This is a genomic window from Roseovarius tibetensis (assembly GCF_050896375.1).
In the GTDB taxonomy this organism is placed as follows: domain Bacteria; phylum Pseudomonadota; class Alphaproteobacteria; order Rhodobacterales; family Rhodobacteraceae; genus Roseovarius; species Roseovarius tibetensis.
The window spans coordinates 108,152-122,970 of record NZ_JBPBBB010000002.1; the positions used below are offsets into that span (position 1 = coordinate 108,152).

Genomic DNA, 14,819 nt, shown 5'->3' on the forward strand with positions numbered 1-14,819 from the left:
CCCCGCTGTCGCGGCACACACGCTATGATCGGCGCATGAAGCAGATCCCTTTGATCGCGTTTGTCACTCTCGTCGCCTCCGCCGCCACGGCCGAGCCGCCGGAAATCGTCGATGCCACGGCCACGCAGACCGGCACATCCTGGCGGGTGGATGTCACGCTGCGCCATCCCGATACGGGCTGGGCGCATTACGCCGACGGGTGGGACGTGCGCGATGAGGCTGGCACCCGGCTTGGCCATCGGGTGCTGCACCATCCGCATGTCGATGAGCAGCCCTTTACCCGCGCGCTCGTCGATCTCGACCTGCAAGACGTCACCGGGGATATCTTCGTCCGCGCGCACTGCTCTGTCGATGGCTGGACCACCGACACCGTGAGAATTCACATTCAACCCTGACCCCGGAAGATATACGTCTAGTGAGTGATTTATACAACGCATGCGCGGATTTCCGCGGATTTTTCCCGACAAATGCGCATGATCCTGCCCCTCACCATGCTGTGATCGTTTTGGCCTCCCCAGCCCCTTGTCCAGACACGTCTGTGGAACGATATGCATTCATAACGGTTGTAACCGTGCCCCGATGATCTTTTTGATCCAAGAGGCGTAGAAATTATGAAAGGAACTCAGATGCTTAAGACAACAACAGCCCTGGCGACAGTGGCCGCATTTCTCGCCGCACCCGCCCTCGCAGGCAACGTGAGCGAGCCCACTCCCGAGCCGATGGTCCAAGCCCCGGCACCCGTTCCCGCCGCACCGGCATCGCCCGACTGGACCGGATTCTACGGTGGTGGACAGCTTGGCTATGCCAATGTCGATCCCAGCGGCATCAGCAGCGATGACGGCGTGATCGGTGGTCTTGTCGGCGGCTACGACTATGACCTGCAGAACGGCTTCGTGATCGGTGCCGGCCTCGACTACGATTTCACCGACATTGATGTCGGCACAGTTGCCTCGGTCGAGGACGTATTCCGCGCCAAGCTGCGCGGCGGCTACAAGATCGGCAACGGGCTGGCCTATGCGACCGGCGGTTACGCTTGGGCGGACACCGACAATCTGGGCGACGATGACGGTTACTTCGTCGGTGCCGGCTACGAGCACCTCGTGACCGACAACATCTCGCTGGGTGGTGAAGTTCTGTATCACCAGTTCGACGATTTCGGTTCGACCACAGTCGACGTCGATGTGACGACGGTTCAGGCGCGGGCAACCTTCCGGTTCTGATCCCCGGATCATGCGACGCCAAAAGGCGGCCCCACGGGCCGCCTTTTTTCATTGCACCGCCCGTGCGTCCATTTCAGGCTGAAAACAACCCTGCGTCCGCGACGTCAGTCGAGATCGAGCCGATCCTTCAGGTCCTTCAACGTGTGACGGTCGGCATCTTCCATCGGGGCGACGCGCGACTTGAACAGGGTCGCCTGCGACTTCAGAATCACGCCATCATCCAGTATTTTCAGATGGTTGGCCCGCAGGGTATCCCCGCTGGACGTGATATCCGCGATTGCTTCGGCGGTTTCATTCTTGACGGTGCCCTCGGTCGCGCCCTGACTGTCGATCAACTGGTAATCCGCGACCCCGTTCTCGCGCAGGAAATTGCGCACGAGATGATGGTATTTCGTGGCAATTCTCAACCGGAACCCGTGCTTTGACCGAAACGCGGCGGCCACGGCATCAAGATCGTCCAGACAGCTCACATCGACCCAGGCGCGCGGCACGGCCAGCACAAGGTCGGCCTGCCCAAAGCCCAGTTCGGCCAGTTCCGCGACAAGGTTCTCCCACTGTCCCAGCGTGTCGCGCACCAGATCGGTGCCCGTGACCCCCAGATGAATGCGCCCCGCCGCCAGTTCACGCGGGATTTCGCCCGCCGAAAGCAGGATAAGCTCGACATTATCGATACCCTGAACGAATCCGGCATATTCACGGTCAGAACCGGATTTGCCCAGTTCGATGCCGTGCCGTGCGAACCAGTCAAAGGTCTTGTCCATCAGCCGCCCCTTCGACGGCACCCCCAGTTTCAGGCTCATGCCGCGCCTCCAAGGCTGAGCACCAGACCCGGTCGGATCACCCCGCCCACGGCCGGAATCTCACCGCCCGCGCCAAGCTGCCGGGTCAGCGCATCATAGCGCCCGCCGGTTGCCACCGGGGGCAGGTCGGGGCGTTTTTCTGCATGGAACCCGAAGACAAAGCCATCATAGTATTCCATCTGCGTTCGCCCGTAACTGGCTTCGAAATCGAGCGTGGTGATATCCAGCCCGCGTGCCTCCAGCGCGTCGAGCCGCCGCGCCAGCCGTTCGACCGCGGGCTGGATCGCCTCCATGTCCACCGCGATGTCGCGCAGTCGCTCCAGCGCGTTGTCGCTGGTCTCGCGCACCGCCAGAATCGCGTCGAGCAGATCGACCTCGGTGCGGGCGATCGGGGCGGTTGCCGCATCCTCGCGCAAGGCCGTGATCCGGCTTTTGATTTCATCGCGGGTGCGCAAGCCGACCACGGGACCGGCTTTCGCCATGGGATCGTCCGCCGCCAGAAGCGCCGCACGGGCCTCGGGCATCGGCGAACGTCCGGAAAAACGGTCGATCAGCGCACGGAACCGGCGCGGCCGCCAGATATGGCGCCGCAGTGCCGCCTTGCGCCGCTCGGTCGTGCGCAACCCCTCGACAGCGGCCATGAGGATGCCGATATCGCCGGTCGCCGCGCGCAGGCCAAGCGGGCGCAGCATATTGAAAACCATCGAGAAAACCTCGGCGTCCGCGGCCTCTGGCGCGTCACGCTCGAAGATCTCGTAGCCCACCTGAATATATTCGTTGGCGCGCGAGGGGTCCTCTTCCTGACGTCGGAACACCTCGCCGGAATAGGTGTAGCGCGCCGGTTCGGCGCCGTGCTGCATGTGCATCTGCACCACCGGCACGGTGAAATCGGGGCGCAACATCTGCTCGCCCCTCAGCGCGTCCGAGGTGACATAAGCCCGCGCGCGGATATCCTCACCGTAAAGATCGAGCAGCGCCTCGGCCGGTTGCAGGATCGCGGTCTCGACCGGCTGCGCGCCCGCCGACTCGAACAGACTGCGCAGGCGCGCGGCCTCGGCCAGGGTCGCGGCGCGGTCGGGGATCATCCCTGCACCGCCAGCATTTCGCGCACCTTTTCAACGAGCCCGGCACGCGGCACCTCGATCTGACTGGGGCGTTCCTTCCATTCCTCCAGCGTGGCGTTCTCGGCCAGTTGCGCGCCAAGGATCAGGTCCTTGATCTGCACCACGCCCTTGTCGAACTCGTCGCTGCCCGCGATGATCGCGATGGGGCTGCCGCGCCGGTCGGCATATTTCATCTGGTTGCCAAAGTTCTTGGGGTTGCCGAGATAAACCTCGGCACGGATGCCCGCCTGCCGCAACTCGCCCACCATCGCCTGATACTCGGCCATCCGGGCGCGATCCATCACCGTGACAACGACGGGACCCTGCGCCGTGGTGTCCATGCGGCCCTTTTCGCGCAAGGCAGCGAGCAAACGGTCCACCCCGATCGAGACGCCTGTGGCCGGCACCGCCTGCCCGGTGAAGCGCTTAACCAGATCATCATACCGCCCGCCGCCGGCAACGCTGCCGAACTGGCGCGGACGGCCTTTTTCGTCAAGGATTTCAAAGGTCAATTCCGCCTCATAGACGGGACCGGTATAGTAGCCGAGACCGCGCACGACCGAGGGGTCGATGATGATGCGATCTGCATTGTAGCCTTGGGCGGCAAGAAGGGTCGCTATCTCTTCGAGTTCGGAGACGCCTTCAACACCTACCACTGAGTCCGAAACGATCTCATTCAAGTACTTAACAGTAAATTCATTTCTTATGGATTTCTCTTCGCTTCCAATTTCGAACTTTCGATTCATTTCGGGATCTTCAGACCAAGATGCCTTTTGCAACGCCACCGAATAGCTCGACCCATGACGATGTGCGATCATGGATTGATCGTGCAGTTCTTGTTCAATGCTTTCGGTCGCTTGAACATAACGCATGACAATCTCTGCCTGTGAATCTGAAAGAGCCGCCCCTTTGGTGAAATCACCTGAGTCGTCGCGGCGTCCTTGGCCCAGCAACTCCCGCACACCGACAGGTCCCAGCCTATCCAACTTGTCAATCGCACGCAGGACGATCCCGCGCTCATGGGCAAAACGCTCTGGCTCGGATGGATCAAACAGCCCTGCGACCTCCAACACCCCGTTCAAAACCTTCCGGTTATTCACCCGCACCACGTAATCGCCGCGCTCAATCCCCACGGCCTCAAGCGTGTCGGCGAGCATCGCGCAGATCTCGGCGTCGGCGGCCATGCTGCTCGTGCCAACCGTGTCCGCATCGCATTGATAGAACTGGCGAAACCGGCCCGGGCCCGGTTTCTCGTTGCGCCAGACCGGTCCCATGGCGTAACGGCGGTAGGGCGTCGGCAGATCGTTGCGGTGCTGGGCATAGACGCGAGCCAGCGGCGCCGTCAGGTCATAGCGCAGGGCAAGCCACGTGTCGTCCTCGTCCTGCCATGCGAACACGCCGTCATTGGGCCGGTCAACGTCGGGCAGGAACTTGCCAAGCGCCTCGACCGTCTCGACGGCGCTCGATTCCAGCGCGTCGAAGCCGTAGCGATGATAGACCCCGGCGATGGCGTTCAGCATCTCGGCGCGCTCGGTCACATCCGTGCCGAAATAATCGCGGAACCCTTTCGGCGTTTCTGCCTTGGGGCGCGGCTGTTTGCGGGGTTTGGCCATGGGTTGATCCTTGCGGCGGCTGTCGCGGCGCGGTCTAGCCGAAGGGTCGCGCAGGGGCAAGGCGGACGGCGTGATTGACCGCCCGCCAGCCCGCGCGTAAACCCCTTGCATGAGCGATATCGAGGAAAAGCTGGCCCACCTGATGCGCGCCGTTGATGACCTGTCCGACGTGATCGCGCGGCAGGACCGCGAGATCGACTGGCTGCGCGCCCGTGTGCAGATGCTGCTGGAGCGCGAAGCGGCGCGACAGGAGGATGACGGGGGCAGCGTGGTGCTGGCTGACACGCCGCCGCCGCATTACTAGATCTCCTCGACCATCATCACGCCGCTCAGGCTTTTGATCGCGCCCTTGATTTGCGGGGTGACGGGGTATTCGACGCCGCTGTCGATCTCGACCTCGCCGGGCAGCCCGTCGCCCATCACCCGGAAATGGATCGGTCCCGGCGCACCCGCGCGCGCCGTCCTTGCGGCCCCTTCCAGCACCGTGGCGACCGATCCGATCACCCCCGGCTGATCCACGAAGATGCGCAGGCCGACGGCCCCGGCATTCGCGACCATCCCGTCGATGGGTTGCACCGCGCGGCACAGCAGTTTCAACTGGTCGCTTTCCAGCGTCGCCTCGGCGGTGATGACGACCTGCGCGCCGGTTTCCAGGAACTCTCGGGATTTCTCCAGCACGTCGGAAAAGATCGTCACCTCGTAGCCGCCGGTGGTGTCGGACAACTGCGCGAAGGCAAAGCGGTTGCCGCGCGCCGACTTGCGCTCTTGCCGGCCGGCCACGACGCCGGCCATCTTGACCAGCGCCGGCCCGTGCTCGACCCGCGCCGTCACCTCGTCCAGCGTCTTGACCTCCTGCCGCTTGAGCACGGTCATGTAATCGTCCAGCGGATGGCCCGACAGGTAGAAGCCCACGGCGCGGAATTCCTCGGTCAGGCGTTCGGCGGGCAGCCAATCCTCGACCGGCACCAGCCGCGGCTCGGGCAGGTCATCGCCCGCCTCGCCGAACAGCGAAACCTGGCTGGAGTGCTTCTGCTCGTGAATGGCGGCCGAGTAGTTCGTCAGCGCCTCGAGGCTCTCAAAAACGCGGCGGCGGTTGCGGTCAAGTTCGTCGAAGGCCCCGGCACGCGCCAGCATTTCCAGCGGCCGCTTGCCGATCCGCTTGAGATCGACGCGCCGCGCCATGTCGTAGAGCGTGGCGAAGGGCCGGTCGGCGCGGCCTTCGACGATCAGCTTCATCGCCTCGACGCCGACGTTCTTGAGCGCGCCGAGCGCGTAGTGCAGCCGCCCCTGCCGCACGGTGAACATCGCCTCGGACCGATTCACGCACGGCCCCGCCCATGGCAGGCCGAGACCCTTCTTCACCTCCTGGAAATAGACAGCCAGCTTGTCGGTGAGATGGATGTCGCAATTCATCACCCCGGCCATGAACTCTACCGGGTGGTTCGTTTTCAGCCACGCGGTCTGGTAGCTGACCACGGCATAGGCGGCGGCATGCGACTTGTTGAAGCCGTAATTGGCGAACTTGTCCAGCAGGTTCCAGACCTCGATCGCCTTGTCGGTGTCGACACCGTTCTTGCCGGCCCCTTCGAGGAACTTGGGGCGTTCGGCATCCATCGCCGCCTGGATCTTCTTGCCCATGGCACGGCGCAACAGGTCGGCCTGCCCAAGCGAATAGCCCGCCATTTCCTGCGCGATCTGCATCACCTGTTCCTGATAGACGATGATGCCCTGGGTCTCGTCCAGGATGTGATCGACCGACGGGTGCAGGTTATCGCGCGCGCTGAGGCCGTTCTTGACCTCGCAATATTTCGGGATGTTCTCCATCGGGCCGGGCCGGTAAAGGGCCACAAGCGCCACGATATCCTCGATGCAGGTGGGCTTCATCCGCTTGAGCGCATCCATCATGCCAGAGCTTTCCACCTGGAACACGGCGACGGTCCGGGCGCGGGAATACAGCGCGTAGGTCGCCGGGTCATCCAGCGGGATCTGTCCGATATCGTTCTCGGCGCCCGGATTGGGCGTGTAGATCGTGCTGCCGCCCTGTGCTGTGTGCAGGTCGCGCCCCTCGGCGTGGATCTGTTCGATCGCGTTCTGGATCACGGTCAGGGTTTTCAGCCCGAGAAAGTCGAATTTCACCAGCCCCGCCTGTTCGACCCATTTCATGTTGAACTGCGTCGCCGGCATGTCGGCGCGCGGATCCTGGTAAAGCGGCACAAGGGCGTCCAGCGGGCGGTCGCCGATCACCACGCCTGCGGCGTGGGTCGAGGCGTTCCTGAGCAACCCTTCAACCTGCTGGCCATAGGTCAGCAGCCGGTCCACGACCTCTTCCTTCTCGGCCTCTTGTTTCAGGCGCGGCTCGTCTTTGAGGGCCTGTTCGATGCTGACGGGTTTGACGCCCTCGACCGGGATCATCTTCGACAGCCGGTCCACCTGCCCGTAAGGCATCTGCAGCACGCGCCCGATATCGCGCACCGCCGCCTTGGACAACAGAGCACCGAAGGTGATGATCTGGCCGACCTTGTCGCGGCCGTATTTTTGCTGGACATACTGGATCACCTCCTCGCGGCGATCCATGCAGAAATCGATGTCGAAATCGGGCATGCTGACCCGCTCGGGGTTCAGGAACCGCTCGAACAGCAGGTTGTAGCGCAGCGGATCGAGATCGGTGATGGTCAGCGCATAGGCCACGAGGCTGCCCGCGCCCGAGCCACGGCCCGGCCCGACCGGGATGTCGTGATCCTTGGCCCATTTGATGAAATCGGCCACGATCAGGAAGTAGCCGGGAAATCCCATGCCCTCGATGATGCCCAGCTCGAAGTCGAGGCGTTTTTCGTACTCCTCGACCGAGGCGGCATGGGGGATGACCGCCAGCCGTTTGTGCAAACCTTCCTGCGCCTGGCGGCGCAGCTCGTCGACCTCGTCATCGGCAAAGCGCGGCAGGATCGGGTCGCGCCGATAGGCCCCGAACGCGCAACGCCTCGCGATCTCGACAGTGTTCTCCAGCGCCTCGGGCAGGTCGGCAAACAGCGCCGCCATCTCGTCCTGGCTCTTGAAATAGTGCTGCGGGGTCAGGCGGCGGCGCGGCTCGCTTTGATCGACATAGGCGCCGTCGGCCACGCAAAGAAGCGCGTCATGCGCCTCGTACATCTCGGATTTCGGGAAATGGACGTCGTTGGTGGCCACCAGCGGCAGGTCCATCGCATAGGCCATCTCGACAAACCCGCGCTCTGTCTGACGCTCGGCCTCGGGGGGGCCGCCGTCGCCGGGGTGGCGCTGCAATTCGACGTAAAGCCTGTCGCCGAACGCGCCCGCCAGCCGCCGCATAAGCGTCTCGGCCGCCGGGCGCTGCCCGCCCTGCAAGAGCCGCCCCACGGGTCCGTCAGGCCCGCCAGTGAGGCAGATCAGCCCGTCTGCATGCTGCTGCAACTCGTCGGCCGTGACATGCGCGAGTTGCCCGTCGCCGCGCAGGTAAAGACACGAGTTGAGCTTCATCAGGTTCTGGTAACCGGCCTCGTTTTGCGCGAACAGTACCACCGGCGCGGGTGGCTTGGCGCGCTCTCCGGGGGCGGGCGTCAGGTATTCCAGATCCATCTGACAGCCCATGATCGGCTGCACTCCGGCCCCGTGCGCGGTGACGGAAAATTCGAGGGCTGCGAACATGTTGTTGGTGTCGGTGACGGCCACGGCGGGCATGTCGAAATCCGCGCACAGGCCCGGCAGCTTCTTCAGCCGCACCGCCCCGTCGAGCAGGGAATATTCGGTATGCACGCGCAGATGGATGAATCGGGGATTGCTTGTCATGGCATCGACATTAGCCCCGGCCCGCGGGGAACGAAAGCCGTCCCTGACCGCGCCGCGGGGCGGATCGTTGATGAAAACCCGCGCAAATCCGGCGGCATCGCGTGCCCGGCGACACGCAAATCCGCACTGGGCCATTGCCGTTGACACCAACGCTGCGTTACTGACGGCCCCATATGCCGCCAGCAGCCGGGGCCCGACCGCGTGACTTCGCCGCTTATCAGTATTGCCAGCCTGACCAAGGGCTATCCGGGGGTCGTCGCGAATGACGCGGTGTCGTTGGATATCCACGACGGAGAGGTGCATGCGATCCTCGGCGAGAACGGCGCGGGCAAATCGACGCTGGTCAAGATGATCTACGGCCTCGTGAAACCCGATAGCGGCAGGATGTACCTGCACGGGGTGCCCTATGCCCCGGCCGATCCGAACGCGGCGCGCAAGGCCGGCGTGGCGATGGTGTTTCAGCATTTCTCGCTTTTCGAGGCGATGAGCGTGGCCGAGAACGTGGCGCTCGGCATGGCGGAACCGCCCCGGCTGCGCGACCTTTCGGCGCGGATCCGCGAGGTGTCGCGGACCTACGGGCTGCCGCTCGACCCGGACCGGATCGTCGGCGACCTGTCGGCGGGCGAGCGTCAGCGGGTCGAGATCATCCGCTGCCTGTTGCAAGATCCGCGCCTGCTGATCATGGACGAACCGACCAGCGTCCTGACCCCGCAGGAGGTCGAGATCCTGTTTCACACCCTGCGCCAGCTGACCGCCGAAGGCGTCGCGATCCTTTACATCTCGCACAAGCTGGAAGAGATCCGCAGCCTGTGCGACCGCGCAACCATCCTGCGCCGGGGGCGTAACGTGGCCACCTGCGTGCCGCGCGAGACCTCGGCGCGCGAGATGGGCGAGATGATGGTCGGCGCCTCCTTCGCCGCACCTGAACACGTGGCACGCGCGCCGGGTGATCTGGCGCTAGAGGTCACGGGGCTGTCGATGCGCGCGCCCTCGGCCTTCGGCACGTCGCTCAAGGATATCAACCTGTCCGTGCGGCAGGGCGAAATCCTGGGTATAGGCGGCGTGGCCGGCAGCGGACAGGACGAATTGCTGTCGGCGCTTGCCGGCGAAACCGTGGGCACCACAGGTACGATCCGGATGAACGGTGTGGCAATCGGTCGGCTGGGCCCCAATGAAAGGCGCCGGCTGGGCCTGCTGACCGCGCCCGAGCAACGGCTGGGCCATGCGGCGGCCCCCGAGATGAGCCTGACGGAAAACGCCCTGATGACCGGCGCTCAGCGCGAGGGGCTGCTGTCGCACGGCTTCATCCGGTGGGGGGCGGCGCGCGATTTCGCGCGGGCGATCATCACCCGGTTCGACGTGCGCACCCCCGGCCCGGACGTGGCCGCGCGCGCGTTGTCGGGGGGCAACCTGCAAAAATTCGTGATCGGCCGCGAGGTTTTGCAGCGCCCCGCGGTTCTGGTCGTCAACCAGCCCACATGGGGGGTCGATGCCGCCGCCGCCGCCGCGATCCGACAGGCGCTGCTGGACTTGGCGACGAATGGTGCTGCGATCCTGTGCATCAGCCAGGATCTGGACGAACTGATGGAAATCTCCGACCGTTTCGGCGCACTCAACGCCGGGCGCCTGTCGGATATCCGGCCCGCACAGGGCCTCGGGGTCGAGGAGATCGGATTGATGATGGGTGGCGTCCACGGACCGGAGGCCGCGCATGCCTGAGCGGTCGGATTCGGGTATTTTTTCCAAGAAGAAGCACGGGCGCGCGCCATGCTGACGCTGGAACTGCGGGCGCAGCCCTCGGCGGTCTGGACCTATGCGACACCCCTTCTGGCGGTGGTGATCACCATGCTGGCCGGGGGGGCGCTTTTCGCGGCACTCGGCAAGGACCCGATCACCGCGATCGCCACGATCTTCTGGCAACCGCTGTTCGGGGAATTCGCCTATTACTACCGCCCGCAGCTGCTGATCAAGGGCGCGCCGCTGGTGCTGATCGCCATCGGGCTCAGCCTCGGGTTCCGGGCGGGGATCTGGAATATCGGGGCCGAGGGGCAGTACATCATGGGCGCGCTTGGCGGCGCGGGCGTGGCACTGGCCTTTTATCCGGTCGAGAGCGTGCTGATCTTCCCGCTGATGGTGCTGGCGGGGGCGCTTGGCGGGTGGATCTGGGCGATGATCCCGGCAGTACTGAAGCTGCGCTTTGGCACCAACGAGATCCTCGTGTCGCTGATGCTGGTCTACGTGGCCGAACAGTTGCTGGCCGCGATGGCGCTTGGGCTGATGAAGAATCCCGAGGGGCGCGGCTTTCCCGGATCGCGCAACCTGCGGGACTATGAAAGCGCGCATAACGCCGATCTGATCGCCGGGAGCGGCATGCATTGGGGGGTGGTCGCGGCGTTCATCGCGGTGATCCTTGCCTATGTGCTGCTGACCCGGCACAGCCTGGGCTATCACATCCGGCTGACAGGGCAGGCGCCGCGCGCCGCGCGGTTTGCCGGCGTGCGCACCGCGCGGCTGGTCCTGGTCTGTCTGGGCGGGGCGGGGGCGCTGGCCGGGCTGGCGGGCATGTTCGAAGTGTCGGGGCCCGCCGGGCAGGTGACCATAGATTTCAACGTGGGATACGGGTTCACCGCGATCATCGTGGCATTCCTGGGCCGCTTGCATCCGGTGGGGATCCTGCTGGCCGGGCTTTTGATGGCGCTGACCTATATCGGCGGTGAAATCGCGCAATCGTCGCTTGGCCTGCCGGCGGCCGCGATCCAGGTGTTTCAGGGTATGCTGCTGTTTTTCCTGCTGGCGCTGGATGTCTTGACCAATTACCGCATCCGCCATGCAAAACGAGAGGCCGCCTGATGGACATGGGATCGATCAGCCCGGCACTGCTGCTCGCCTCGCTGATGGTGGCGGCGACCCCGATCCTGCTGGCCGCACTGGGCGAGCTGGTGGTCGAGCGCGCGGGCGTGCTGAACCTTGGGGTCGAGGGCATGATGATCACCGGGGCGATCTGCGGCTTTGCCGTGGCGGTCAATTCCGGCTCTCCGCTGGTGGGGTTCGCGGCGGCGGCGGCTGGCGGGGCCGCCCTGTCGCTTCTTTTCGCGCTGCTCACGCAGTTCGCACTGGCCAACCAGGTGGCCAGCGGTCTGGCGCTGACGCTGTTCGGCCTGGGTCTGTCGGCGCTTCTGGGGCAGGGGTATGTCGGGATCAAGCCGCCGGCAACGCCGCGGATGGATATCCCGGTGCTGGGCGATATCCCGTTCCTTGGGCAGGTGCTCTTTTCGCATGATCTGGTGGTGTATCTCGGCCTCGCGCTGACCGCTTTGATTTGGTGGATGCTGCGGCACAGCCATGCGGGGCTGGTCCTGCGCGCGGTGGGCGAAAATCATCACGCCGCGCATGCGCTTGGGTACAAGGTCGTGCGTATCCGGGTGTTGGCGATCCTGTTCGGCGGCGCCTGCGCCGGGCTTGGCGGGGCGTATCTCAGCCTCGTGCGTGTGCCGCAATGGACCGAGGGCATGACATCGGGCGCCGGCTGGATCGCGCTGGCGCTGGTGGTCTTCGCCTCGTGGAAGGCGGGCCGCGTGCTGCTCGGGGCATGGCTTTTCGGCGGGGTTACCGTGCTGCAGCTCAACCTGCAGGCCGCCGGTGTCGCGATCCCGGTCGAGTACCTGTCCATGTCGCCCTATCTCGTCACCATCTTGGTTCTGGTCACCATGTCAGGCGACAAGTCGCGCGCGCCAGCCTCTCTGGGCCGCACCTTTCACGCTTCGCAATGAAACAGCCATGCAAACAAGGAGTTTTCGCATGAAAATCACACGGCTACTTACCTCTGCCGCGGTCGTCCTCGGCCTCGCCGCGGGTGCGGCGGCACAGGATCGAACCAAGGTCGGGTTCATCTATGTCGGCCCGATCGGCGACGGCGGATGGACCTACGAGCATGACAAGGCCCGCCTCGCCGTCGAAGAGCATTTCGGCGACCGTGTCGAGACTGTCTACCAGGAAAGCGTCCCCGAGGGTGCGGATGCCGAGCGCGCGATAAGCCAGATGGCGCTGCAGGGGGCGGACCTGATCTTTACCACCTCGTTCGGCTTCATGGAGCCGACGCTGGCGGTGGCCGAAAAGTTCCCGGACGTGAAATTCGAACACGCCACCGGTTACAAGACCGCGCCCAATGTCTCGACCTACTCGGCCCGTTTCTACGAGGGGCGCGCGGTGCAGGGCCATATCGCGGGGCGGATGACCGAAACCGATACCATCGGCTACATCGCCTCGTTCCCGATCCCGGAGGTCATTCGCGGCATCAATGCCGCGTTCCTGCATGCGCGCAAGGTCAACCCGGAGGTCGAGTTCAAGATCATCTGGGCCTACACGTGGTTCGACCCCGCCAAGGAGGCCGACGCGGCCACCGCCCTGATCGAACAGGGCGCGGACGTGATCCTGCAGCACACCGATTCCACCGCGCCGCAGGCGGCTGCGGAAAAGGCCGGTGACGTGATCACCTTCGGACAGGCCTCGGACATGGCCGAATATGCGCCGATGCCGCGCGTCAGCTCGATCATCGACAACTGGGCACCCTATTACATCGACCGCGTTCAGGCGGTGATGGACGGCACATGGGAAAGCCAGCAGATCTGGCACGGCATCGCCGAGGGCATGGTCGAGATCGGCGAGATCACCGATGCGGTTCCTGCGGATGTGCGCGACGAGGCGCAGGCGCTGGAGGCGTCGATGGCCGAGGGCGAGTATCACCCCTTCACGGGTCCGATCGCCCGTCAGGATGGCAGCGCGTGGCTGGCCGAAGGCGAGACAGCCGATGACGACACGCTTCTGGGCATGGATTTCTACGTCGAGGGGATCAGCGGCCAGATCCCGAACTGATACTGTGATCCGACCGCTGAACGGCCCCGCGCCCGGCGCGGGGCCGGGTCAGTGGGCGCGCTTTTCCAGAACCAGAAAGGTCATCAGCCCCATCGGCGGCAGGTCGCGGCGGATGGCGATCTGCAGGCGCGGGTCCTGCAGCACGGTTTGCATCTCGAAATCCGACTGCCAGCCCAGCATGTTCTCAAGCGGCGAGACCGCCCGCGCCAACCCGGCCCATAGTCCGCGGTCGTGCCTGAAATGGTTGGTGATGACCACCTGCCCGCCCGGCCGCAGCACGCGGGCGATCTCGGACATCACCACCTCGGGCTCGGGGACCACCGAGACCACGTGCATGGCCGCGACCGTATCGAAGCTGTCATCGGGAAAATCGAGCGCGCGGGCATCCATCTGGCGCAGCCCGGCGACATGGGTAAGGCCCTGCTTGGCCACCCGTGCGCGCGCCTTGCGCAGCATGTCCTCGCTGTAATCCATGCCGGTCACGCGCAACCCGCGATCATACGCCTCCAGCGACAGGCCGGTGCCGACACCCACTTCGAGCACGTCACCCCCGCGGGTATTGATATGGCGCACCGCGGCGCGGCGCCCGGCCTGGGTGATCCGGCCGAAGGTCGCGTCATAAACCGGCGCCCATCGGGCGTATGAATTCGAAACTGCGTCAAGCTCCATCGGTTACCTCGTTCATTGCAGATCTTCGGATCGCGTCCGGGGATACCAGACGAGAGCCGCCCAGATCGCGACCGCCATGTAGGCCAGGCACATCACGATCAGCGCGGCCCATGTGAAAAGCACCACGGCCGCCGCCACGCAGGCAAAGCCCAACAGAAAGAACTTGACGTTCTCGCGCGAAATGCGGGTCTGCTTGAAGGACCAGATCGGCACAGGTGATATCATCAGAAGGCCGACACCGGCCATGTAAAGCCCGACCAGCCACGAGGGCAGTTGCGGCCAGTCCGGCAGGGCGAACGCCACGAAAAGCGGCAGCATCGCCATAAGCGCGCCCGCAGGGGCCGGCAGGCCGGTGAAATACGCCCCCGATCCCTTGGAAGCCTCTTCCTTGGCGCTGACATTGAACCGGGCAAGACGCATGACACAGCATACCGCAAAGAACAGCACCGCGATCCAGCCCGCGTGGCGCATGTCCTGCAGGCCCCAGTAGTAGATCACCAGCGGGGCCGCGACACCGAAATTCAGGAAATCGGCCAACGAGTCGAGCTCGGCCCCCATGGCGCTGGAACTGCGCAAAAGCCGCGCAAGACGCCCGTCGAGGCCGTCAAGCACACCGGCGACCAACAAGAGCTGCACCGCGCGTACGTAATCGCCCTGCACCCCCATGCGGATCGCCGTCACGCCCGCGCAGATCGCCGCAACGGTCAGCATGTTGGGCAAGAGTTGCGCCAGCGTGACCTC

The 14,819-nt window shown here is 64.7% G+C and carries 13 protein-coding genes; 7 read left to right on the forward strand and 6 right to left on the reverse strand.

The genetic code is table 11. From position 1 onward, the window contains the following. The first annotated feature begins 35 nt into the window (after positions 1-35). Both ACROSR_RS02395 and ACROSR_RS02400 read left to right on the forward strand, forming a co-directional pair. A complete protein-coding gene (locus tag ACROSR_RS02395) occupies positions 36-395 on the forward strand; it encodes a hypothetical protein (protein WP_432682168.1) in 360 nt (119 codons plus the stop codon). Positions 396-626: 231 nt separating this feature from the next. Next, on the forward strand, positions 627-1,220 hold the full coding sequence (locus ACROSR_RS02400) for an outer membrane protein (RefSeq protein ID WP_432682169.1): 594 nt from the start codon (positions 627-629) through the stop codon (positions 1,218-1,220). A 104-nt stretch (positions 1,221-1,324) separates the two neighbouring features. Here ACROSR_RS02400 and hisG read toward each other — a convergent pair whose 3' ends face one another. The 3 genes from hisG to hisS are packed head-to-tail and all read right to left on the reverse strand — an operon-like array spanning position 1,325 to position 4,736. Continuing rightward, positions 1,325-2,020 carry an ATP phosphoribosyltransferase gene (gene hisG, locus ACROSR_RS02405; protein WP_432682170.1) on the reverse strand — a complete coding sequence of 232 codons (696 nt, stop codon included), beginning with the start codon at positions 2,018-2,020 and terminating at the stop codon, positions 1,325-1,327. Further along, on the reverse strand, positions 2,017-3,102 hold the full coding sequence (locus ACROSR_RS02410; RefSeq protein WP_432682285.1) for an ATP phosphoribosyltransferase regulatory subunit: 1,086 nt from the start codon (positions 3,100-3,102) through the stop codon (positions 2,017-2,019). The genes hisG and ACROSR_RS02410 overlap by 4 nt, the downstream gene beginning before the upstream one ends. After that, positions 3,102-4,736 carry a histidine--tRNA ligase gene (hisS, locus tag ACROSR_RS02415; RefSeq protein ID WP_432682286.1) on the reverse strand — a complete coding sequence of 545 codons (1,635 nt, stop codon included), beginning with the start codon at positions 4,734-4,736 and terminating at the stop codon, positions 3,102-3,104. Before hisS ends, ACROSR_RS02410 begins: the two co-directional genes overlap by 1 nt. Before the next feature lie 109 nt (positions 4,737-4,845). Here hisS and ACROSR_RS02420 point away from each other — a divergent pair, with 109 nt between their 5' ends. After that, positions 4,846-5,040, forward strand: a complete 195-nt coding sequence (locus tag ACROSR_RS02420; protein ID WP_432682171.1) for a SlyX family protein — start codon at positions 4,846-4,848, stop codon at positions 5,038-5,040. On the opposite strand, the gene dnaE is transcribed toward ACROSR_RS02420, so the two are convergent. Beyond that, positions 5,037-8,537: a DNA polymerase III subunit alpha gene (gene dnaE, locus ACROSR_RS02425; protein ID WP_432682172.1), complete on the reverse strand. Its 3,501-nt coding sequence runs from the start codon at positions 8,535-8,537 to the stop codon at positions 5,037-5,039. The genes ACROSR_RS02420 and dnaE overlap by 4 nt on opposite strands. Positions 8,538-8,738: 201 nt before the next feature. Here dnaE and ACROSR_RS02430 point away from each other — a divergent pair, with 201 nt between their 5' ends. From ACROSR_RS02430 to ACROSR_RS02445, 4 genes are read left to right on the forward strand one after another with little or no spacing between them, the layout of a single operon-like run. Continuing rightward, entirely contained in the window at positions 8,739-10,256 is a 1,518-nt protein-coding gene (locus ACROSR_RS02430; RefSeq protein ID WP_432682173.1) for an ABC transporter ATP-binding protein, read from the forward strand. A 48-nt stretch (positions 10,257-10,304) separates the two neighbouring features. After that, complete coding sequence (locus ACROSR_RS02435; protein ID WP_432682174.1) at positions 10,305-11,387, forward strand: ABC transporter permease; 1,083 nt, start codon at positions 10,305-10,307, stop codon at positions 11,385-11,387. Further along, a complete protein-coding gene (locus ACROSR_RS02440; protein ID WP_432682175.1) occupies positions 11,387-12,307 on the forward strand; it encodes an ABC transporter permease in 921 nt (306 codons plus the stop codon). The genes ACROSR_RS02435 and ACROSR_RS02440 overlap by 1 nt, the downstream gene beginning before the upstream one ends. A 28-nt stretch (positions 12,308-12,335) precedes the next feature. Next, a complete protein-coding gene (locus tag ACROSR_RS02445; protein ID WP_432682176.1) occupies positions 12,336-13,409 on the forward strand; it encodes a BMP family ABC transporter substrate-binding protein in 1,074 nt (357 codons plus the stop codon). Between the two features lie 48 nt (positions 13,410-13,457). Here ACROSR_RS02445 and ACROSR_RS02450 read toward each other — a convergent pair whose 3' ends face one another. Both ACROSR_RS02450 and ACROSR_RS02455 read right to left on the reverse strand, forming a co-directional pair. Further along, positions 13,458-14,078 carry a class I SAM-dependent methyltransferase gene (locus ACROSR_RS02450; RefSeq protein ID WP_432682177.1) on the reverse strand — a complete coding sequence of 207 codons (621 nt, stop codon included), beginning with the start codon at positions 14,076-14,078 and terminating at the stop codon, positions 13,458-13,460. Positions 14,079-14,090: 12 nt separating this feature from the next. Beyond that, positions 14,091-14,789: a CDP-alcohol phosphatidyltransferase family protein gene (locus ACROSR_RS02455; RefSeq protein WP_432682287.1), complete on the reverse strand. Its 699-nt coding sequence runs from the start codon at positions 14,787-14,789 to the stop codon at positions 14,091-14,093. Positions 14,790-14,819 lie beyond the last annotated feature (30 nt).

What these genes read in the sequence shown, in the direction of transcription:
- ACROSR_RS02395 (WP_432682168.1), top strand. Translation starts at nt 36, where the DNA reads ATGAAGCAGATCCCTTTGATCGCGTTTGTCACTCTCGTCGCCTCCGCC.
- ACROSR_RS02400 (WP_432682169.1), top strand. Translation starts at nt 627, where the DNA reads ATGCTTAAGACAACAACAGCCCTGGCGACAGTGGCCGCATTTCTCGCC.
- hisG (WP_432682170.1), bottom strand. Translation starts at nt 2,020, where the DNA reads ATGAGCCTGAAACTGGGGGTGCCGTCGAAGGGGCGGCTGATGGACAAG.
- hisS (WP_432682286.1), bottom strand. Translation starts at nt 4,736, where the DNA reads ATGGCCAAACCCCGCAAACAGCCGCGCCCCAAGGCAGAAACGCCGAAA.
- ACROSR_RS02420 (WP_432682171.1), top strand. Translation starts at nt 4,846, where the DNA reads ATGAGCGATATCGAGGAAAAGCTGGCCCACCTGATGCGCGCCGTTGAT.
- dnaE (WP_432682172.1), bottom strand. Translation starts at nt 8,537, where the DNA reads ATGACAAGCAATCCCCGATTCATCCATCTGCGCGTGCATACCGAATAT.
- ACROSR_RS02435 (WP_432682174.1), top strand. Translation starts at nt 10,305, where the DNA reads ATGCTGACGCTGGAACTGCGGGCGCAGCCCTCGGCGGTCTGGACCTAT.
- ACROSR_RS02440 (WP_432682175.1), top strand. Translation starts at nt 11,387, where the DNA reads ATGGACATGGGATCGATCAGCCCGGCACTGCTGCTCGCCTCGCTGATG.
- ACROSR_RS02445 (WP_432682176.1), top strand. Translation starts at nt 12,336, where the DNA reads ATGAAAATCACACGGCTACTTACCTCTGCCGCGGTCGTCCTCGGCCTC.
- ACROSR_RS02450 (WP_432682177.1), bottom strand. Translation starts at nt 14,078, where the DNA reads ATGGAGCTTGACGCAGTTTCGAATTCATACGCCCGATGGGCGCCGGTT.
- ACROSR_RS02455 (WP_432682287.1), bottom strand. Translation starts at nt 14,789, where the DNA reads ATGCTGACCGTTGCGGCGATCTGCGCGGGCGTGACGGCGATCCGCATG.